Source organism: Thalassospira sp. SN3W (assembly GCF_038070535.1).
GTDB classification, from domain to species: Bacteria; Pseudomonadota; Alphaproteobacteria; order Rhodospirillales; family Thalassospiraceae; genus Thalassospira; species Thalassospira xiamenensis.
On the sequence record NZ_CP121124.1, the window covers coordinates 1,767,907 to 1,788,338 of the forward strand.

General features: G+C 55.7%; 15 protein-coding genes. 5 read left to right on the top strand and 10 right to left on the bottom strand.

What is annotated here, in order from left to right; genetic code table 11:
* Positions 1 to 78 precede the first annotated feature (78 nt).
* The 5 genes from addA to tsaE are packed head-to-tail and all read right to left on the bottom strand — an operon-like array spanning position 79 to position 9,026.
* Positions 79 to 3,540 carry a double-strand break repair helicase AddA gene (gene addA / locus P8T57_RS07805; protein WP_341365085.1) on the bottom strand — a complete coding sequence of 1,154 codons (3,462 nt, stop codon included), beginning with the start codon at positions 3,538 to 3,540 and terminating at the stop codon, positions 79 to 81.
* Entirely contained in the window at positions 3,537 to 6,671 is a 3,135-nt protein-coding gene (addB, locus tag P8T57_RS07810; protein WP_341365086.1) for a double-strand break repair protein AddB, read from the bottom strand. Before addB ends, addA begins: the two co-directional genes overlap by 4 nt.
* Entirely contained in the window at positions 6,671 to 7,444 is a 774-nt protein-coding gene (locus tag P8T57_RS07815) for a nucleotidyltransferase family protein (protein ID WP_341365087.1), read from the bottom strand. Before P8T57_RS07815 ends, addB begins: the two co-directional genes overlap by 1 nt.
* Positions 7,444 to 8,553, bottom strand: a complete 1,110-nt coding sequence (locus P8T57_RS07820; RefSeq protein ID WP_341365088.1) for a phosphotransferase — start codon at positions 8,551 to 8,553, stop codon at positions 7,444 to 7,446. The genes P8T57_RS07815 and P8T57_RS07820 overlap by 1 nt, the downstream gene beginning before the upstream one ends.
* Complete coding sequence (gene tsaE / locus P8T57_RS07825; protein WP_007088713.1) at positions 8,550 to 9,026, bottom strand: tRNA (adenosine(37)-N6)-threonylcarbamoyltransferase complex ATPase subunit type 1 TsaE; 477 nt, start codon at positions 9,024 to 9,026, stop codon at positions 8,550 to 8,552. The genes P8T57_RS07820 and tsaE overlap by 4 nt, the downstream gene beginning before the upstream one ends.
* A gap of 230 nt (positions 9,027 to 9,256) precedes the next feature.
* Between tsaE and P8T57_RS07830 the strand changes: the two genes are divergently transcribed.
* Entirely contained in the window at positions 9,257 to 10,279 is a 1,023-nt protein-coding gene (locus P8T57_RS07830; RefSeq protein ID WP_341365089.1) for an NAD(P)/FAD-dependent oxidoreductase, read from the top strand.
* 29 nt (positions 10,280 to 10,308) lie between these two features.
* Positions 10,309 to 10,722: a GFA family protein gene (locus P8T57_RS07835; RefSeq protein WP_341365090.1), complete on the top strand. Its 414-nt coding sequence runs from the start codon at positions 10,309 to 10,311 to the stop codon at positions 10,720 to 10,722.
* A gap of 21 nt (positions 10,723 to 10,743) precedes the next feature.
* On the opposite strand, the gene P8T57_RS07840 is transcribed toward P8T57_RS07835, so the two are convergent.
* Positions 10,744 to 11,538 (bottom strand): SDR family oxidoreductase, encoded by a 795-nt coding sequence (locus P8T57_RS07840; protein ID WP_341365091.1) that lies wholly within the window; start codon positions 11,536 to 11,538, stop codon positions 10,744 to 10,746.
* A gap of 50 nt (positions 11,539 to 11,588) precedes the next feature.
* On the bottom strand, positions 11,589 to 11,906 hold the full coding sequence (locus P8T57_RS07845) for a nuclear transport factor 2 family protein (RefSeq protein WP_341365092.1): 318 nt from the start codon (positions 11,904 to 11,906) through the stop codon (positions 11,589 to 11,591).
* A gap of 103 nt (positions 11,907 to 12,009) precedes the next feature.
* Between P8T57_RS07845 and P8T57_RS07850 the strand changes: the two genes are divergently transcribed.
* Positions 12,010 to 12,351 (top strand): winged helix-turn-helix transcriptional regulator, encoded by a 342-nt coding sequence (locus P8T57_RS07850; RefSeq protein WP_007088708.1) that lies wholly within the window; start codon positions 12,010 to 12,012, stop codon positions 12,349 to 12,351.
* Between the two features lie 41 nt (positions 12,352 to 12,392).
* On the opposite strand, the gene P8T57_RS07855 is transcribed toward P8T57_RS07850, so the two are convergent.
* Both P8T57_RS07855 and lepA read right to left on the bottom strand, forming a co-directional pair.
* A complete protein-coding gene (locus P8T57_RS07855; protein WP_037988388.1) occupies positions 12,393 to 12,851 on the bottom strand; it encodes a heme-degrading domain-containing protein in 459 nt (152 codons plus the stop codon).
* A gap of 130 nt (positions 12,852 to 12,981) precedes the next feature.
* Entirely contained in the window at positions 12,982 to 14,787 is a 1,806-nt protein-coding gene (gene lepA / locus P8T57_RS07860) for a translation elongation factor 4 (RefSeq protein WP_007088706.1), read from the bottom strand.
* Positions 14,788 to 15,320: 533 nt separating this feature from the next.
* Between lepA and P8T57_RS07865 the strand changes: the two genes are divergently transcribed.
* Positions 15,321 to 17,363, top strand: coding sequence for an ATP-binding protein (locus P8T57_RS07865; RefSeq protein WP_341365093.1), 2,043 nt, complete (start codon positions 15,321 to 15,323; stop codon positions 17,361 to 17,363).
* A gap of 108 nt (positions 17,364 to 17,471) precedes the next feature.
* Positions 17,472 to 17,927, top strand: a complete 456-nt coding sequence (locus tag P8T57_RS07870) for a hypothetical protein (protein WP_037988385.1) — start codon at positions 17,472 to 17,474, stop codon at positions 17,925 to 17,927.
* A gap of 96 nt (positions 17,928 to 18,023) precedes the next feature.
* Here the strand turns inward: P8T57_RS07870 and pheT are convergent, their stop codons facing one another.
* A complete protein-coding gene (gene pheT / locus P8T57_RS07875) occupies positions 18,024 to 20,432 on the bottom strand; it encodes a phenylalanine--tRNA ligase subunit beta (RefSeq protein ID WP_341365094.1) in 2,409 nt (802 codons plus the stop codon).

A 20,432-nucleotide genomic window follows, 5' to 3' on the forward strand; every position in this document is an offset into this window, starting at 1 on the left:
AAGTCGGGTTTCCCCTTCCAACCTCGATCCGCTGTATGGAGGCAAAGGTAGGCAGCACCGACGCAAAGGTCAAGCGCGTTACAGTCTCATGATGTGTTCGGGCAGCTCGACCATCCATGGTCCGTTGGTCCACAGGATGAAACACCGAATGTTTTTATCAGGGTACATCTGGCCCAGTGCCGCCTTGTAAATCGACATCTGCCGACGATAGGCGCGTGGTGTGCCCTCGACATCGCGTGGGGGCGGCCGATTTGTTTTAAAATCAACGATCATGACGTCGTTTTCACGCACCACCAGACGGTCAATCTGGGCGGAAACGACGTCTCCGCCGACAATGCCAACCAATGGCACCTCGGCCCTTGATCCCGTATCAAACACCGGCGCAAATTCGGGATTTTCAAAGATCGCGATTGTTTCACTGGTGATTTCACGCTGCTGGTCTGCATCAAGCGCATGCACCGGCTGGGCAAGGAACCGTTCGGCGGCATCCCGCCTTTTGGCTTCGGGCAGGTCGGGCAACAGTTCAAGCAGCTTGTGAATCAGAAGCCCGCGTTTGAAACTTTGCCCCTGATCCCCGCCCAGCGGCGATTGCACAGAGGGCTCTTCTTCAAGCGGGCGGCTGGGTGCCAGGGGTTTTGGCGGGAAGGCTTCGGTCGGCGCGATGTCGCGAATCAGAACGCGCGTGGACAAATCGGCGGTGCCGGTCGCGGCAGTGACCTTGTCTGCCCGAGGCGCTTCGCGCTGATCGGTTTCCCATACCCAACCGTCGCCCGACCAGCCGGACCCCGAAAATTCCGTAAAATCGAATGTTTCGGAACTCGCATAGCCTTCCATCGCCTGCTGACACAGATTGTACCAGCAATGATCGGGGGCCTTGCGTTTTCCCTGCCAGCCACAGATGTAAAGCCGGTCTTCGGCGCGCGTCAGGGCGACATACAGCAGGCGGTTATATTCCTGATCACGCTTGATCGCGATGCCGTCACGCAACCGCGCAACCACATCGGTTTCCAATGCCACCCGCGGCAGCCAATACATCAGGTCGCGATCTTCCTGCCAGAACAGGTTGGGGGCCTGTGTCGGCACCTGCATGGTATCGGGCAGGAACACGATAGGTGCCTGCAAGCCCTTGGCCCCATGCACCGTCATGATCCGGACCTCGTCACGGCCGCTTTGTTCAAGGTCACGCTTGATTTCGGCGTCCCCTGCCATCAGCCAGTGCAGGAACCCCTGCAAGGTCGGCGCATGATCGGCTTCGTATCCCATCGCGAGGTTAAGGAATTCGTCAATCGGGTCGTTTGCCTCGATCCCGAGCCGCCCGACCAGACGGGCGCGCACCCCTCGGGCATCGTCGCCACGCCCGCCCAGAAGCTCGGCAAACAGTTCAAACGGGCGTTCGTAATCAACCCGCCCCAGCCATTTGAACAGGAATTCATAGGCCGAAAGGAAGGCCGGATCGGCATCATCACTGCCTGCCTTTTCGCGCAAGGCAAGCCAAAGGGTGCGCGGACGGTTATGGGCAATCGCAAACAACTGATCATCGTCAAACCCGATCAGCGGGCTTTTGAGGACCTCGGCCAATGTCAGGTCGTCTTCGGGCATAAGAAGAAACCGGCCAAAGGCGATCAGGTCCATCACGGCAAGCTGATCGGTGATCTGCATACGGTCCACACCGGCAACCGGAACGTTGCGTTCCTTTAACGCCTTGACGACCTCGTCGACAAAGGCCGTCCGACGCCGCACCAGGATCATGAAATCACCTGCCCGCACCGGACGTCCGCGCGATATCAGTTCCTCCCGGGTGTCGATTGCATGGCGGATACGCCCGGCGATTACCCGCGCAAGGCGGATTTCCGGGTCCTCAAGGCGCACGATACGGGTTGGCGGGGTCCACGGGTCCTCGGCGGCTCTTTCCTGCGGCTCCACCGCCGGCCACAATTCGATCCGACCGGCCTGCCCGACACGGAACGGACTGTGACTGACATCGGCACCATCATCGCCCACCCCCTGTTTCGCGATCATCCCGGCAAAAACCCGGTCCACCGTGCCCAACACGGCATCGGTTGAACGAAACGATATATTCATCGGGACTTCGCGCCATTCGGCTTCGATTTCGCGCGCCCGTTCGCGGAAATAGGCCCGCATCTGGGTGAATTTTTCGGGATCGGCGCGCTGGAAGCTGTAAATCGATTGTTTCGCATCCCCAACGGCAAAGATTGTCCGTGGCTTTTCATCATGCTGCCCGGCACCGGCAAAGAATTCCTCGGCCAGAATGCGCACCACTTCCCATTGTTCGGGGTTGGTATCCTGTGCCTCGTCAATCAGGATGTGATCAAGACCTTCGTCGAGTTTGAACAAAACCCACCCGGCAATCCCGGCCTGCTGTTGCAATAACTGCAGACTGGTCAGGATCAGGTCGTCATAATCAAGGCGGGCATGCAGCGCCTTTTTCGCGGCATAACGATCCAACATCGCATTGCCGATACGGATCAGGGCCGATGTGGCACCGGCCAATGCGGCAGCTTTGCGCAGCCGGTCGACTTCGATCAGACGGGCACATTCTGCCTCCAGCGCATCGGCCCCCATCGGATGGTTTTCGGCGGCTTTTTTCGTGATCAGTTTGGCACGCGGTTCGCCTGCGGCGGTAAAGAAGACACCGCGATAATCTGAAAACACCGCCAACCGATCCTCGATACCGGTTTTTTCAAGGAATTGGGCCAATGCGGGCACACGATCCTGATCGGTTTTGGTGCCCGCCTCAAGTGCGGCCAATCCACGCATCAGCCCATCCCGATCAAAGGCATCATCGGATAGGGCCTTGCGCAGGATATCATCCTCGCTTTGGCCGTTGGGAACGCCAAGTGCGGCATAAACCGCATCGCGCATGCGTGCCGCACAGCCATGGCGCATCAGCATGCGTTTCAAACGGCCGCGTTCACGCGCCAATTCGCCCATGACCTCGCCAAAGGCACCTTCGCGGACCTGCCCGGTCACGACCGACAGGGCGTCTGCCAAATCGTCATCCCGGCCATTTCGGGCAAAGGCCAGCACTTCTTCCTGAACGTCGGCCATGGTTTCGGCCGCGGTCCGGTCATCCATGATTTCAAAATGCGGTGCCAGACCGGCTTCGAGCGGGAAACGGCGCAGCAATGACTGACAGAAGGCGTGGATCGTCTGGATTTTCATCCCGCCCGGCGCATCAAGAACCGATGCAAACAGGCGGCGCGCACGGCGGGTTTCATCAACGCTTGGTGCGGTTCCGGCCAGATTGAAAAGATCGTCATGAAGTTCGCGATCTTCCATGGTGGCCCAATGACCCAGCCGTTCATTGACGCGGTTGGCCATTTCCGCCGCGGCGGCCTTGGTAAAGGTCAGGCACAGGATGCGATGGGGCTCGGTCCCCGACAGCATCAGGCGCAACACCCGGTCCGACAGGACCTTGGTCTTGCCGGCACCAGCCGATGCCGACACCCAGACCGACGCCATCGGATCGGACGCATTGCGTTGCAGGATATTGGGATCGGTTCCGCGAATTCCGGTCATGCGTCGCGCCCCCCATTATCTTTGATGTCCTCTTGCTCCGTATCCTCGCTGCCCATCCATTCGCGCAGGCGTGCCAGATGAACATAATCGGAATATTTTGGCGCATGATCCGGGTGCGGCACACTCAGGTAAGGTGTATTTTCGTCGTCAAATGCGGTGGCAAGTGCATTGACCCCGGCCACCGCATCACGTGCAAGCTCCGCCGGGGTGGTTTTCATGCGTTTGGTATCAATCTCGCGGATTTCACCTGCGGGGTCGCCACCGGACAGCTTCCAGAACGCCATGGAAGCCGGTGGACCGGCCGGGACATCCTTAAATCCGCCGTCCTGCGCAATGGCGGCCTCAAGCGGCAATTGCGGAGCAAAGCCATTGGCAACGTCCGTCTGGCTGGGCGGCATGCCGGTTTTATAATCAATGATCGCAATCCCGCCATCGCGCAGCATGTCAATCCGGTCCGCACGGGCATAAACTTCGAACCCGGTCGCGGTTTCAAGCGTGCCGGATTGTTCGGTATAGGATCTGCGCACATGATCCCGGCGTGCTGCCTCCGTCTGGATGAACCAGCGGGCAATCCTCTCGAACCGTGGCCACCAGAACGCCCAAAGGCCGGGCCGGGCCGCAAGCGGTTTGAACACCGCACGCCCGATCATGATCAATTCCTGTTCGCCATCCGGTGGCAGATGATCCGGGTATCTAGAAATAAACTGATCAAGGGCATCATGGATCAGGTTGCCGTAATCCGCCGCGCCGGGATCTTCGTCCACCCCGTCAAGTTTGCGCAAACCAAGGATATGCCGGGCATAGATCGCATACGGATCACGCATCCATGTTTCAATCTGAGTAACCGACAACCGTTTTGGACGGGCGGAAACCGGCGGCGTTGGTGCCGGACGGCCAATTTTGCGGCGCATGTCATCGCGCGGTTCATCCAGCAGATCGGCCAAGGCACGCCATGCATGGGCATCCGGCTTTTCCATTGAAACGCCCGATTTCCGAAGAATGTTTTCAATCCGTAACAACCAGCGGGACGGCACGGTCGGCGTGCCTTCGACGCGCAGGGCCCGGGTCATCACAACGTCTGGCGCACAGAAAAGCTGTTGAAAATCATGGGCGGATTGCCCGACACGATGTTCAGGTGCCGGAAGGCCAAAATTGCGCCGCATCGGACGGCTCATCCAAGGATCGGCCCCGGCCTCGGGCGGCCAGACACCCTCGTTCAAACCGCCCAGAATGGTCAGATCGGCCTGCTGCATCTGGGCTTCGACCGTGCCCCAGATAAACAGGCGCGGATGTTTGCCATAGCGCGGACGCACCGCGCGATCAGCCATCAAGGCATCCAGAAAGGCTGCATACCGGATACCCGGCATCGGAACGAAATCTGTCAGGGCCTGCAATAATTCGTGGACGAAATCAGCCAAGGCTTCGCCCGCCTCGCCACGCCAAAGCCGCTCGGCACCATCCTGCACGTCGCTTGCGGCAAGGGCTTCGGCGGCCATGATGTGACTGCGCAGGGCCCCCACCGGCGAGATCGATTTTTCATCCATCAGATCGAGCAAAGGCGCAAGACTGTTTTCAAACCGGGAAATCAGATCGGAAAGTCGTGCATGATCATCGCGGATGCGTTCAATCCGCGGGGCCGCGTTATCCCCCCCGTTTGCCGTAATCCGATCAATCCTCTCATCACGCCAGCCATCCAGCGCCACCTGCAAGCCGTCCAGCCCCGGACCGGGACGCGCACCGCGCAAAACATACTGTTCCATCTGCCGGGTCAGGACACGGAACTGTTCGGGCGGCAACCCTGCCGCACTCAGCGGATGTTTCAAAAGTTCCAGCAACGGTACCGGGGCAAATTGCTCCTGCACGGCGCGCACGACAAGGCGCAAATAGATTGCGGGCGCTGTGTCATGCAATGGAATGCCTGCGGAATCATCAATTTCGATTTCCCAGCGACGCAGTTCCGTGGCAACACGGCGCGCCAGGCCGCGATCCGGGGTTACCAGAGCACAGGTTTTACCGGGATGTTCCAGGGCGTCGCGCATCATAAGCGCAATCGTCGCGGCCTCTTCGCGCGCGCCGGAGCAGTCAACCCGCAGAACGCCATCCAGAATTTCTGGCGCGAAATTGGCGATATGGCGCCATTGGTCGGTTGTTTGCGCCGGGCGCAGGGCCTCGCGCGTCAATCGTCGGCGTTCTTCATCCTGCGGGCCCGATTGCGGTACCGATGGCCAGATCAGGACCGTCCCCGGATCACGCCCGATATGGCGCAACGTTGTCCCCAAAAGATGTTGCGGGTGGGTGGCATCCTCGTTAATCGCCTGCCAGTCATCACGCCCCAACCCCGTCATCAGGCCGGGCAGGACCACACGCCCCCGGGGCATTGCCAGCACGGCCTTCATCAAATCACGCAATGCCGGAAACGGGCCGGTTGACCCGGCAATGATCACCGGTGCAGCCGGCGGGTTATCGCGCCAAAGATCAATCTGGGCGGCAATCAGGGCATTGCGGCGCATGGCCCGGTCACTGACCTGATGGGTTTCCAGAATGGCCGGCCAGTGCAAGGTGAGGATTTGCAGAAATTCCAGCGTCAATTGCCAATGTTCGGCAAACTCGGCAGGCACCAGTCCCTTAAGATCATCAAATTTACAGTTTTCGGTCTGCACCTGATCGAGAAACCGCGCCAGTTCTCCGGCCAGACGGGCGGCCTGATCCGCGGTTGGTTTATCACCCTTATGATCGGGCCGGTTCATGATCAGACGGGTTAGCAGCAGTTTTCGTTGCAAATCCGGAATGGATGGCGGCAGATCAAGGGCCGCCTGTTCGCCGCCTGCACCATAAATCGCCAGTTCGTCCTCGTCAGCCTCGCCCAATGCGCGGATGGTCGGCAGCATGGTCACCGCCCCATTCGACTGACGAAGGAACGCATCGCGCATTACCTTGGCCGACCGGCGATTGGGTACCATCAGGACATAATCAGGTAAGGCAACCGGCTCTGCGGCGGTTTCCGCCATCAACTGTTTTGCGATCAGATCGGCAAATGCAGCGCCCGGCGGAATATAAAACAGGTTTTCAGGCTGTGCCGCCGGTGCGGCAAAGTGATCGGCGGCGTCCATATAATCGAACAGATCCGCCATCAGTCGTCCCCGGCTTTGGCTGCTTTTGCCATTCTGGCGGCACTTTCATGCGCCAAAGCGTCTGCGATGACGATTTCGGCATCGGCCAATGCTTCTGGCGTGCCGATATGGAAATAATCCCCGTCATGAACCAGACCAAAGCAGCGCCCCGATGCCAAAGCCTTGTCGTAAACCAGATTTGATGAAAACGCGCCATCAGGGGTATTTTCAAACAATCGCGGCGACAGGATTTGAACACCGGTAAAGAAATACGGGGCAGACACGGCATCGCCGCGACGCTTCAACCGGCCATCGACCTGCCAGAAGAAATCACCCGCACCGTCATAACCAAACGCCCCTTCGACCGGATAGATCGCAAGCAACGCGTCCATATGGTCCGGATCGAAGGCCTCTGTCAGGCGGTCAAAAAGCGGCTCCGCCCCCTCGGTCCAGAAAACATCCGCATTGGCAACCAGCACGGCCTGATCATCAAGCATCGGCAGGGCCTTTTTCACCCCACCGCCTGTTTCAAGCAAGTCTTCCTCGGGCGAGCACAGAACCCGTGGCAGGGTCCGGGTGGCAACGTGGTCGACAATCATCTGCCCCATATAATGGCTGTTGACCACCGCCTGATCAAAGCCCGCCAAAGCCAGTTTATCAAGCACATGATCAAGCATCGGCTTCCCTGCAACCGGAACCAGTGGTTTTGGCATGTGATCGGTGATCGGACGCATGCGTTTGCCAAGCCCGGCAGCCAGGACCATTGCTTGCGCCTTTGCGGTGTTATCCCTCATCAGGATGCCCCCTGTTCGGACGATTGGCGTGCGCCGGAAAGTGACGGGGCCATTCGTGCCTCAACCGGGATATGATTTGCAATCCATGCGGCCAATTCAGGTAAATTGCGGTCTGCATCGCGCAGGATCAATTCCCAGCAGCGCGGGATGAAATCAAAATAGCGCTGCTTGCCTGCCTTGATGGCAAGCCAGCCAAACCGGCCCAGTATCCTGAAATTGCGAACCATATTACAGGCCATATACGATGTTTCGAAATCGGAATGATCCAGATTTTCGAAGGCTGCACAATAACGATCCTTCAGACTGGCTTCGAGTTCCGAACCGATATCATGTCGGACATCACGCAATAACGACACCAGATCATAGGGCCGTGGGGCGATTGCCGCGTCCTGAAAATCAATGATCCCGCAATCCTCGCCGCCCTCGTCATTTTCAACCAGCATCAGGTTATCGACGTGATAGTCGCGGTGAATGATGACCGTGCCGGTTTTCCAGCATGACGGCAAAACGCCATCCAGCATCACGTCAAAATCAATCATGGCCTGATTGCGTCGGACCGGATCGGCAATGATCAGCGGCAGATAGTCATCCTTGAAGCTTTTCAGCATGCGCCTGAAATTATCCGGCCCGTAAACCACCAGATCGGCCTCTGCCTGCATCCCGGCCTGCGCCGTTTTTGTATCGCAATAGCGATGCAGGTTAATCAACTGATCCACCGCCCGAAGATAAAGGGCCGGTTTGGACGCCCCGTTCTGGTCGAGCGCCCGTGTAAAGGTCAGATCGCCAAAATCCTCGATCAGGACAAGACCCTGCGACACATCGCTGGCATAGATTGCCGGTACGCGCCAGCCTGCCTGCATGAACAGGTCTGTCGTTGTCATCACGGGCGCCACAGATGCCGGGCGTTCGGGATTTTCATGTATGCCGTGCGGATCAACGCTGATGGCATCAATGGGAAAATCCATCAACAAAGCGGTGCGGCGACCGTCATCCAGACGATAGTATTTCCGTGCAGAGGCGTCATCGACCAACGGCACCGGCACCACATCACGCCAGCCGTTTTTCCCAAGGAAAAGATCAATCACATCCTGTCGTGCCGCCGCATTCATGATGTAACCTCATCGAGATTTTCAATGCGCTTCTGCCAATCGGCACCGTGCGGAAAAAGCTGAAACACCCGCGCATCAATTGTTGATCCGGGTTCGATATGAATATCAAGACGATTTTCGGGCGTCAGATATTCCAGCCGGTCAGGCCATTCAATCAGACTGACGCCATCGGCAAAGGCATCTTCGATATCAAGCTCGTGGATTTCTTCGGGATCGGACAACCGATACAAATCGAAATGCCAGACAGGGATGGGGTCAAGTTCGTAAATCTGCACCAGGGTGAAGGTGGGACTGGGAACTTCTTCATGCGGATTGTTGGCCAACGCGCGGATATAGGCCCGGCAAAAGGCACTTTTCCCCATGCCCAGTGTCCCATGCATCAGGATCACGTCACCCGGCTTTGCCAATGCGGCAAGTTTCCCGGCAAGGGCTTCTGTCCCGTTCTGGTCGCTGACAGTAACTGTCCTGGTCATGATATCCGTCAATTGATTGCAAGCTGACCCTATTTGTAGGGTGACGGGACCATCCTTCGCAATGATTTTACGTGCAAGGATAAAGGCAACCCGCGCACAAGGTTAAAAACGGCGGGAAAGGCCGGTTTACATTGCGATAACCGGTCCCAGATGTTATCTCGCACATATATGATTCAGGCTATGAATTACCGTCGCTTTTATCGACCTGATGTTATTTGGATGGAATGAACATGTCAGACGCATCGTACAGCACCGATATCGCCATAATTGGCGCTGGCCCTGTCGGGCTTTTCGCCGTTTTCGAAGCCGGAATGCTGGGGCTTAAAACACATGTCATTGATGCGCTTGATATGGTTGGCGGGCAATGCAGCGCGCTTTATCCCGAAAAGCCGATTTTCGATATCCCGGCCCATCCGCAAATTGCCGGTCAGGACCTGATTGATCAGCTGGCCAAACAGGCCGCCCCGTTCGAACCGACCTATCATCTCGGTCAGCAGGTGATCAAACTTGAAAAGCGCGACGATGGACGTTTCACGCTGGAAACATCCGTCGGGACGGTAATTGATGCCGGTGCGGTTGTTATTGCCGCGGGTTGCGGTGCCTTTGGCCCGAACAAACCGCCGATGGACGGCCTTGAAGATTACGAAGGCAGCGGCGGCGTTCAGTATTACGTCAAACGCCGTGCCGATTTCGCGGGTAAGAAGGTTGTGATTGCCGGTGGCGGGGATTCGGCTGTGGATTGGGCGCTTTCCCTTCATGACATCGCCGAAAAGGTCATGGTTGTTCATCGTCGCCCGAAATTCCGCGCAGCCCCTGACAGCAGCGCAAAATTGCAGGCCCTTGCCGAAGCCGGAAAGATCGAGATGGTCATTCCCTATCAGCTCAAGAGCCTCAAGGGTGACAATGGCAAACTTTCCCATGTCGTCGTTGCCACGCTTAAGGGCGAAGAACTTGCACTGGAAGCAGATCACCTGTTGCCGTTCTTTGGCCTTGCCATGGAACTGGGTCCGATTGCAGATTGGGGCCTTAACCTTGATCGCAACCATATCGGTGTGACGCAGGCCACCATGGCAACGTCAGTTCCGGGCATCTTCGCGATTGGCGATATCGCGACCTATGACCACAAACTGAAACTGATCCTGTCAGGCTTTGCCGAAGGGGCCAGCGCCATCCATGCCGCGCGAAGCTACCTGTTCCCCGATAAGGAATTCCATTTCGAATATTCCACCACGACGGGCGTTCCGGCGGAATAAGCACACAGCAGAAAAAGGAAAAGCACACCATGCCCGCAGCCGATAAAACCATCCTTCATTCCGGCGGTTGTCTGTGTGGCGCGGTGCGCTTTTCCATTTCTGGCGATCCGACGGGCGGCAATCATTGCCATTGCGGCATGTGCCGGAAGGACAGCGGATCAGGCGTTTCGACCTTTGTCACGTTTCCGACCGCGACCCTGAAATGGGAAGGCAAACCGGCCGAGTTTGAAAGTTCGCCCAACCGGTTTCGCGGCTTTTGCCCGAAATGCGGATCAAGCCTTACCTGGCGGCACGGCGACTATCCCGAATTCCTTGATTTCAGGCTTGGCAGCTTCGACGACCCGACGCCCTTCAAGGCAAAAAAGCATCTATGGATGAGTACGGCCCTGCCCAGCTTTGCGGGAATTGACCCCGATATCGAACATATCGATCAATCGAGCTGATCGACCACGAATGTCCTTTTCCTAGACGGTCGGGACCGTGCCGCCATCGATGGTATATTCCGCACCATGAATCGACGACGCCCGACTTGATGCCAGAAAGGCAATCAATTCTGCGACTTCTTCCGGCTGTGCCGGACGTCCCAAGGGGATGCCGCCCAAGGCATCAAGGATGCTTTGGCGTGCGGCTTCCTCGGTGATACCGCCGCCTTCTGCAATCCGTTCGACCATCGCCTTTGAGGCATCGGTATAAATCCATCCCGGCGCAACGGCATTGACCCGAACACCTTTGGGGCCGACTTCCTTTGACAGAACCTTGCTGTAAGTCGTAAGCGCGGCCTTTGCTGCGGCGTAGGCGGTTGTTGCGTCAAATAACGGCAAACGCCGCTGAATTGAGGAGGTATGCACAACAACACCGCTGCCACGCCTGATCATTTCCGGCACCAGACAGCGGTCCAACCGCACAGCCGCCATCAGGTTAAGGTTCAATTCCTTTTCCCAACCGGCATCGTCGATCACGGCAAAGCCACCGGACGGGTTTGACGACCCGCCCAGAACGTGGATCAGGATATCAACTCCTCCCATGCGTTCTTGTGCAGCTGCGGCGAGTTTTTCGACGCCGGCCGTGGTTGAAAGGTCCGCCTGCACATAGCAATCGCTGTCGATATCATCGGGTTTCTCGCCCCGCGCCGCCGTAAGCAGGGTTCCGCCACCCGCCATCATGCGTTCAAAAACGGCCTTTCCTGTACCTTTGGTACCGCCGGTTACAATTATGCGTTTTTGCGCAAATTCCTGCGCCGGATCTGGAAGCTGAAACATTTTCGGGTCGCTTGTTTTGTTGGGAAAGTTGCGTCAAAAATCGCGGTCGATTAGCCGATCAAAAGCTTTTCGATCTTGCCATTCGCAAGTTCGAACCGATAATCAAGTTCAATCGGACTGTTGGGGAAGTCACCGCTGACCTTGGCTTTCACCGCAATTTGTTCAGCTTTATGGGCAACTTCAATCGGCTCGGCGACAAAGTTGTATTTTGCTTTGACGTCTTCCATCCATTTGCCGATTTCGGGTTGGCCGTGATGGCGTTGCTTTTCGTCTTCGACAATTGCAGTTTCATTGAAAGCCGCAACCTTCTGGGCAACGCTATTGGATGGATCAAAATATGCGGTGATCGGTTCAGGGAGTTTGATCATCTTGTTTGTTCCTGTCTGTTTGCTTGTCAGACAGGCATTTTTCAAACAAACTCCCATTTTGGGAAGTACGTACTTTAAAGTAAGTAACTAACAGGCTTGAAGCATGGCGAAAACCTACACGCCGGTCACTGCGGCATCAGACGTCGAAACGATCTTTAAAATGCTTGAAGGTCGATGGAAGCTGATCATTCTTTTCCATCTGTTTGGTGGCAAGGTGCAACGTTATTCAGATCTGGAAAAGCTGATCCCGGGCATTTCGCAAAAGATGCTCGCCCAGCAGCTTCGACAGCTTGAAGCCGATGGCATTATCGAACGCAAAGTTTACCCGGTGGTGCCGCCCAAGGTCGAATATCGCATGAGCGAATGGGGCCAATCATTGTGCCCCGCATTGGATGCCCTGCTTAAATGGGCAGAAGCCCGTCCTGCCGAACTGAAAGTTGGCTGACGATGATTGGCCGATAACCCGATACCCGAAACCGAACCGAGTCAGGCCGAAACCCCAAGAAAATCTTCAAGAACACCAACGATCATGCCGTGATCCTCGTGCGAGGCAAGGCCGGAAACGGTGATTGCCGCGATCACGCCAACGCCTTTGACGCGAACCGGGAAACTGCCGCCGTGGTCGGCATAATCGGCGAAATCAATCCCGTGATCGGCAAGCGTTTTGCCCTTGGCCTTCAACGCCAATCCGAACTGCATCGATGATTGATGTTCGCGAAGCGTCAGATTGCTTTTGCGATATGCCCAGGAATCATTGGCGGGTTTTGCCCCCAAAAGGGCCGCGTGGAACAGGGTGCGATCAGATGTACGGATGTCGACGACAACCGGGGCTCTCTGTGCCCGTGCCACTGCCACGAGGGCCGATCCGATTTCCCACGCCGTTTCCTCGTCAAAGCGATCAAAGACAAGGATGGCTTCCTGACGTTGAAGAATTTCAAGATCCATAGCGGGCTCCTGCAGCAAAACGGTATGACGACCTATCCATAACGCATGGCACGAATTGCCGAAAGCCCTCAAAGAAAAAGGCTGCATCCCCAATGGGATACAGCCTTTGTTTCGATACCGTAATATCGATTTATTTATCGTCGCTCATTTTAAGGGCGTTGATAAAGGCCGACTGTGGAATTTCGACCTTGCCGAACTGGCGCATCTTTTTCTTACCGGCCTTCTGTTTGTCCAGAAGTTTGCGTTTACGCGACACGTCACCGCCATAACACTTGGCTGTCACGTCTTTACGCATCGCAGAAACCGTTTCACGTGCGATCACCTTGCCGCCGATGGCGGCCTGAATGGCGACCTTGAACATCTGGCGCGGGATAAGGTCCTTAAGACGTTTGCAAATCTCGCGGCCCCGATGTTCGGCAGCAGACCGGTGAACCATCAATGCAAGCGCATCAACCGGCTCTTCGTTGACCAGAATGGATACCTTGACCAGATCGCTTTCATCGTAGCCCGCCAGTTCATAATCAAAGCTGGCATAGCCACGCGAAATCGATTTCAGGCGGTCATAGAAATCAAACACCACCTCGTTCAGCGGCAGTTTGTACACCGCCATCGCCCGGTTCCCGACATAGGTCAGGTCCTGCTGAATGCCGCGACGTTCGGTGCAAAGCGTCAGAATGCCGCCAAGATATTCGTCCGGCACCATGATGGATGCCTTGATCCAGGGTTCTTCAATCGCCTTGATCTTGGTGACATCGGGGAAATCCGCCGGGTTGTGCAGCAGAATATCTTCGCCCTTGGTCATCGAGATTTTATAGGAAACCGACGGTGCCGTGGTGATCAGGTCCAGTTCAAACTCGCGTTCAAGACGTTCCTGAATGATTTCAAGATGCAAAAGCCCCAGGAAGCCACAGCGGAAACCAAGCCCCAGTGCGGTCGAGTTTTCCGGCTCGAACTGGAAGGATGCATCGTTAAGGTGCAGCTTTTCAAGCGCATCGCGCAGCACGTCATATTCGCTGGTATCAACCGGGAAAATGCCACAGAACACTACCGGAATGGACGGTTTGAAACCGGCAAGCGGTTTTGCGCAGGGACGTTTTTCTTCGGTAATCGTGTCGCCGACTTCGCATTCGGCAACGGTTTTCATACCGCAATTGATAAAGCCGACTTCACCCGGCCCCATTTCATCAAGCGCAAGCGGCTTGGGCGTAAACACGCCTACGCGGTCAACCGTGTGGGTGACCTTGGCGTTCATGAAGCGGATTTTCTGGCCTTTTTTCAGGGTGCCCTCTTTGACACGCACCAGAATCATCACGCCAAGATATGAATCGTACCAGCTATCAACCAGCAAGACTTCAAGCGGTGCCGCCGGATCGCCCGTCGGAGCAGGTAAACGATGCACCAATGCTTCAAGTACATCGGGAACACCAAGACCGGTCTTGGCCGAAATCATCAGCGCGTCACTGGCGTCAATGCCAATCACTTCTTCGATCTGTTCCTTGACGCGGTCCGGTTCTGCGGCGGGCAGATCAACCTTGTTCAGGACAGGCACGATTTCGTGGTTGTTATCAATCGCCTGATAAACGTTGGCCAGCGTCTGCGCTTCGACGCCCTGGGCGGCATCAACCACCAGAAGCGATCCTTCGCACGCGGCAAGCGAACGCGACACTTCATAGGCAAAATCGACGTGACCCGGCGTATCCATCAGGTTCAGGGTATATTCCTGACCATCCTTGGCCGTGTATTTCAACCGCACGGCCTGCGACTTGATGGTGATCCCGCGTTCGCGTTCGATATCCATCGAGTCGAGGACCTGCTCGGACATCTCGCGATCGGTAAGACCACCGGTAAGCTGGATCAAACGGTCGGCCAGGGTCGATTTACCGTGGTCGATATGCGCGATAATCGAAAAGTTTCGAATGTTCTTAAGATCGGTCATATGGCTGCTTCTGGCACTGGGCGATGGTTATGTCAAAAATTCGGTTCGGTTTTTGCCAAAACTTGATCGCATTTCACATCGATCATTTATCACAAAGCCGGTGTCACGCCGTTTGCATCCTCCCGGTCAGCCCACCCAATCAGGGCAGCGACATCTGGAAAGGCACGGCAGTAAAAGTTGTGCTGCCGCGGAGCAAGCGGGCGATACCGGCAATTTCGGATCGTCTTGGCCGTCCTGGCGATAAAAACCAATCGCCAACAGCGGGTTTATAGGGGTTTTTAACTTCAATTAGAAGCACTGTGTTTGAATTCGGTTCTGCGAATTCGCCTTCACCCTGCCCCGGATTTGCGTGATCGTCCCTTCCTGATGGCAACAACATGCCCCGAACAAGAGCAAGTTGCTGTCACCGCGCGATTTTTTATATGAGATCATCCGCATTATTGCCGGTTGAAAGCTTTTCAACCCGACCAAAAAAACATAGGCTTTGATCACGGGGCAGTTAGGCAGGATCAGGCAAGGGTGCAACAAAGAAAATGTTTCTGACATCCATCGAGCCGTCATTGTCCCGACGCGGGTTAAGCAAACTGCGAAAGCGTCTGGCTGCGCTTACGATGACCGGCATGGTGATCCTGCTTTTTTCCTTCTTCTTTATCCAGAAAACACTATACGACAGCGCGATTGATCAGGCGCGGGCGCAAATGATGGCCATCACCTATCATCTGAGTGCCGTGCTGATGCAAAACAGCACAATCGACCTGCAACGCGTCATTGATGAAAATCCCGATCTTTCCGTTGGCGTTCTGGATACTGATCGCAATCAGATCAACGGCACCATCCCGCCCCATTTGGTTGATGATCTTTTTGACGAAATAGACAAACAAAAAGCCTCTCGCGGCAGTTTGCTGTGCATGCATGGCAATACCGTGATGCTGATGGCCTACAGTATTTTGCCGCAGCTTGACCGTATCGTTGTGACCTATATTCCGCGGCACATTTTATTGGGCAACTGGCGCGAATCCATCATGCTTCACGCCTCGTTGTTTCTGATCGTGCTGGTTATTATGGCGGGACTTTCTGTTTGGCTGTGGCAGCGCCTGAAACGACAGCATTTGCGCGCCGCCGACCTGGCCGAGCATTTCAACGATTCAGAAAACACGCTGTCTGATTGCGGCTGTGCGATTTTAAGCTGGTCGTCAAAGAACCCGTCCGGAATTCTTACATCTCGTCTGAACTGGCCGGAAATACTCGGCCTTGAATTTGGCGATGTCAAACCAACCGCCGATGCATTTCTGTCACGTCTTGGCGCGGCATCGCGGGCACAGCTAAGAAGTCCGCTGATTGACAACAAGTGGCAAGATAATCGTATCGGCACAATGGTCGATATACTGACATCAGCCGGTCAAACCCAGCGCTTTTATCTGATGGCTCAACGCCGCCAGGAAGAAGACAGTGAAACCATTACCGTCCTTTTGCTGGAAATCGCCCCGCAGCAGGAACTTTGTCACCCGTTCGAAACCTATCTGCATCATACGCCAGAACCTGCAATCGCAGTCGACATGGAAGGCATTCTGCAAGGCCTCAGCCCCGCATTGGCCGAACTTGTTGGAAAGGCAGTCTATGACCTGATCGGAAAGCCGGTCGAATTTCTTTTCCTGCCAGAAGACCGGGAAACTATCCGCACAAGTTTCATAAACCGGCAAAGTGGCGATACACAGGAAAGAGAACTGGTTTTACGTATTTCCGATCAGCGCGGCGAAACCCGATGGCTGGCGTGGCACGGCATTGGTCCGTTCGAGGGCATGACATTCAGCAGCGCACGCGACGTGACCCAGTTTGTCGAAAATGCAAACAAGCTTCGCGATACCCTTGATCAGCTCAAGCGGACCAATGAAGACCTTGAACAATTTGCCTATGTCGCGTCCCACGACCTGCAACAGCCATTACGCATGGTCGCAAGCTATACCCAGCTTTTGAAACGCCGTTATGGCGGATCACTTGATCAGGAAGCGGACGAATATATCGACTATGCGGTCGATGGCGCAAAGCGCATGCATAAACTGATCAGCCATTTGCTGGAATATGCCAAAACCGGCAGCAACGATGATGAAATGGCGGAACTCGACTGCAATCAGGTGCTTAACGAAGCGCAAGCCGACCTCAAGGCCATCATTGTTCAGGAACAGGCAACCATTACCCATAATGATCTGCCCGTGATCAACGGTGATCGGATCAGTTTGTCACGTCTGTTCCAGAACCTGTTGTCGAATGCGATCAAATATCGTCGCCCGGGCGTCCCACCTCACATCGATATTCATGCCATGCGAGATCCCGACATGCCCGGATTCTGGCGTATTTCGGTTCGCGATAATGGAATTGGCATTCATCCGGAACATGCACATCGTATTTTCCGCCTGTTCCAGCGCTTGCACAAAGATGAGTTCAGCGGAACCGGGCTTGGGCTTTCACTATGTCGGAAAATTGCAGAACAGCATGGCGGCCGGATATGGCTTGATACGACCCGCCCCCTGACCGATCCCGGGGCAACATTTGTCTTCACTCTGCGCGGGAAGCCATAAAAGCCCCCAAGTCCAAGGGTGGCAAGCATCTTGCTTTGAAACAGACAGCACAAAGCGGGTCGGTAAAACCTGCCCGCTTGATGACCATCGGCCACGACGGAGCATGGTATGACTAGCACCCGTTTCTATACGGCACTTTCATTGACTGGTTTGCTGCTTCTGGCGGCATGTGGCTCGGACATGCGAACCATGCCAAACAGCCACATGCAATCGCTGGCGAGCCTGTTTGCCGAGCGCGATGTTCATGCCCCTATGCCGCGTGGATGGCGGCAATTGAATGGTAAGGAAATCAACTACCGTTTCGCAAACGAAACTTACGCTGTTTACTCAGTTGACGAGGATGAAGAACTGCTGGTCATGCATCTGTCCGATAACGGAACCGGTCGGCTTGAAGCGGATGACGACTGGGAAAGCTGCACATGGAACAGCATGATCGATCAACTTAACATCGAATGCGATGACACCGATATGGAATGGCGGATTTACACCAATGGTCCGGACATCGTGGCCGTCGACCTTGATGAAGAAGAATTTGCCGTCTTGCGTAAACGACCAGGTGGATAGCTTCCTTGCGCCTTCGCGCACATTCCCACATTCGGACAACAAAAAACGGGCCGCCAGACAGGCGACCCGTTTTTATTATGCTTGTCGGGGAAAACCCTAGGCGCGCAAAGAACCGCCTGTTGCCTTTTCGACAGCAGCGACAACCTTTTTACAAACCCCGTCGATTTCTTCTTCGGTCAGGGTTGCCTTGGTCGGCTGCAAGGTGATCGAGAAAGCAATCGATTTCTTGCCATCCTCGATACCTTTGCCGGCATAAAGATCAAAGATCGTGACATCCGAAATCAGGTTACGGTCCACATTCCGTGCTGCCTTGACAATGGCTTCGGACTGAACATCCGCATCCAGAAGGAAGGCAAAATCACGTTCGACCGACTGGAAGCTTGATGCATTCAGTAACGGGCGACCGGTGCCTTTTTTCTTTGGCACCGGAACGTTTTCAACGAACAGCTCGAACGCAACGACGCGCCCTTTGACACCCAAAGCTTTCAATACTTTCGGGTGCAGTTCACCGAAATAGCCAAGGATGTTTTTCGGTCCCAGCTGCAAGGCGGCTGATCGGCCCGGGTGATACCACGACGGGGCACCATCGGCATTCACCTGCACGTTGGCTGCGGCAGTACCAAGGGCTTCCAGCAATGCCTCGGCATCCGCCTTGACATCAAACAGGTCAATATCGCGACGGGACCCTGTCCAGCTGCGCGGAGTAGTCGATCCCGACCGCAAACCGGCCGCAACCAGACGCTGATCCCCCGGCTGATCGCCAAAGAATTCCGGACCGGCTTCAAACAGTGCCAGATCGGCAAAGCCGCGCGACTGATTGCGACCGACTGCGGCAATCAGGTTGATCAGCACATTGGGCCGCATCACATCAAGATCGGAACTGATCGGATTGGCAAGGAACAGCCCCGGTTTCAAATCCGCAAACAGTTTTGCCCAACGCGAGTCCGTGAACGACCACGTGACGGTTTCAAACATGCCGCGCGAAGCCAGTGTCCGACGGGTCAGACCGACCCGCTTCTGGAACGGGCTAAGGGCCGGAACCGGCAGGCTGGTTTCACGTTCCAACGGAACTGTCGGGATTTTATCGTATCCGACAATGCGCAGCACTTCCTCGACCAGATCGGCTTCGCCAACGATATCCGGACGCCATGTTGGTGCAACAGCCGTAATAACGGGCGCATTTCCGGTAACTTCGAAGCCAAGCGACTTCAGAATTACAATCGCCTGATCGGCGTCAACTTCGACACCCCCCAGTTCCCGGATGCGATCAATGCGAAGATCAAAGCTGTTCCGGGGCGCGGGAACTTCCCCGGCCTTGACCACGTGCGAAACTTCGCCACCACAAAGTTCCGTGATCAGACGGGTGGCAACTTCCATACCCCAGACAATTGACTGCGGATCAACGCCGCGCTCGAACCGGTAACGGGCATCGGAATTGATCTGCAGTTTGCGACCGGTTTTTGCAACACTGATCGGATCGAACAGGGCACATTCGACAAACACATTGACAGTGTCTTCGACACAACCGGTTTCTTCACCGCCGATAATACCACCGATGCCAAGTGCCTTTGCCTGATCGGCAATCACGACCATGCTGTCGGACAGCTCGTATTCCCTGTTATCAAGTGCAGCAAGCTTTTCGCCATTGGTCGCATAGCGCACATTGATGTCACCCGACAGTTTATCGGCATCAAATACATGCAATGGACGGGCAAGGTCATGGGTCACGAGGTTTGTGATATCGACAAGAGCCGAAATCGGACGCAAACCGATGGCTTCCAGACGGGCTTTCAGCCATGCCGGGCTTTCGCCGTTTTTAACACCGCGAATGTAGCGACCATAAAATGCCGGGGCTGCGGCATTTTTTGCAATATCTGCTGAAATCGTGACACCCACCGGGCTATCGAACGATCCGGCAACAGCTTCCTGACGTGGATCTGCCTTTAGCGCCCCAAGACCGGCAGCGGCAAGATCACGTGCGATCCCGCGCACACCGGTACAATCTGGACGGTTCGGGGTCAGGCCGATTTCAATGATCGGATCGTCCGCACCAAGAACCGTTGCAACCTGTGCACCGATTTCGGCATCTTCCGGCAGTTCGATGATGCCGTCGTGATCTTCACCCAGGCAAAGCTCGCGGGTCGAACACATCATGCCCTGGCTTTCGACGCCCCGGATTTTACCCGGCTTCAGTTTCGAACCGTCAATCGGGATGATCGCGCCCGGCTGTGCCAGTGCAACCTTGATCCCGGTTCGTGCGTTCGGTGCACCGCAAACGACCTGAATGATTTTATCACCGGTATTCACCCGGCACAGTTTCAGGCGGTCGGCATCCGGGTGCTGACCCGCTTCTTCGATATAGGCGACACGGATATCCCTAAGCGCTGCGGCCCGGTCGGTGACGCTTTCGATTTCAAGCCCGACATCGGTCAGTTTTTCGGCGATAACATCAATCGACGCATCGGTATCGAGGTGCTGCTTCAGCCAATCGAGTGTGAATTTCAT

Excerpts from the sequence above, each read along its gene's own strand:
- addA (WP_341365085.1), bottom strand. The coding sequence starts at position 3,540 with ATGACCGGAATTCGCGGAACCGATCCCAATATCCTGCAACGCAATGCG.
- addB (WP_341365086.1), bottom strand. The coding sequence starts at position 6,671 with ATGGCGGATCTGTTCGATTATATGGACGCCGCCGATCACTTTGCCGCA.
- P8T57_RS07815 (WP_341365087.1), bottom strand. The coding sequence starts at position 7,444 with ATGAGGGATAACACCGCAAAGGCGCAAGCAATGGTCCTGGCTGCCGGG.
- P8T57_RS07820 (WP_341365088.1), bottom strand. The coding sequence starts at position 8,553 with ATGAATGCGGCGGCACGACAGGATGTGATTGATCTTTTCCTTGGGAAA.
- tsaE (WP_007088713.1), bottom strand. The coding sequence starts at position 9,026 with ATGACCAGGACAGTTACTGTCAGCGACCAGAACGGGACAGAAGCCCTT.
- P8T57_RS07830 (WP_341365089.1), top strand. The coding sequence starts at position 9,257 with ATGTCAGACGCATCGTACAGCACCGATATCGCCATAATTGGCGCTGGC.
- P8T57_RS07835 (WP_341365090.1), top strand. The coding sequence starts at position 10,309 with ATGCCCGCAGCCGATAAAACCATCCTTCATTCCGGCGGTTGTCTGTGT.
- P8T57_RS07840 (WP_341365091.1), bottom strand. The coding sequence starts at position 11,538 with ATGTTTCAGCTTCCAGATCCGGCGCAGGAATTTGCGCAAAAACGCATA.
- P8T57_RS07845 (WP_341365092.1), bottom strand. The coding sequence starts at position 11,906 with ATGATCAAACTCCCTGAACCGATCACCGCATATTTTGATCCATCCAAT.
- P8T57_RS07850 (WP_007088708.1), top strand. The coding sequence starts at position 12,010 with ATGGCGAAAACCTACACGCCGGTCACTGCGGCATCAGACGTCGAAACG.
- P8T57_RS07855 (WP_037988388.1), bottom strand. The coding sequence starts at position 12,851 with ATGGATCTTGAAATTCTTCAACGTCAGGAAGCCATCCTTGTCTTTGAT.
- lepA (WP_007088706.1), bottom strand. The coding sequence starts at position 14,787 with ATGACCGATCTTAAGAACATTCGAAACTTTTCGATTATCGCGCATATC.
- P8T57_RS07865 (WP_341365093.1), top strand. The coding sequence starts at position 15,321 with ATGTTTCTGACATCCATCGAGCCGTCATTGTCCCGACGCGGGTTAAGC.
- P8T57_RS07870 (WP_037988385.1), top strand. The coding sequence starts at position 17,472 with ATGACTAGCACCCGTTTCTATACGGCACTTTCATTGACTGGTTTGCTG.
- pheT (WP_341365094.1), bottom strand. The coding sequence starts at position 20,432 with ATGAAATTCACACTCGATTGGCTGAAGCAGCACCTCGATACCGATGCG.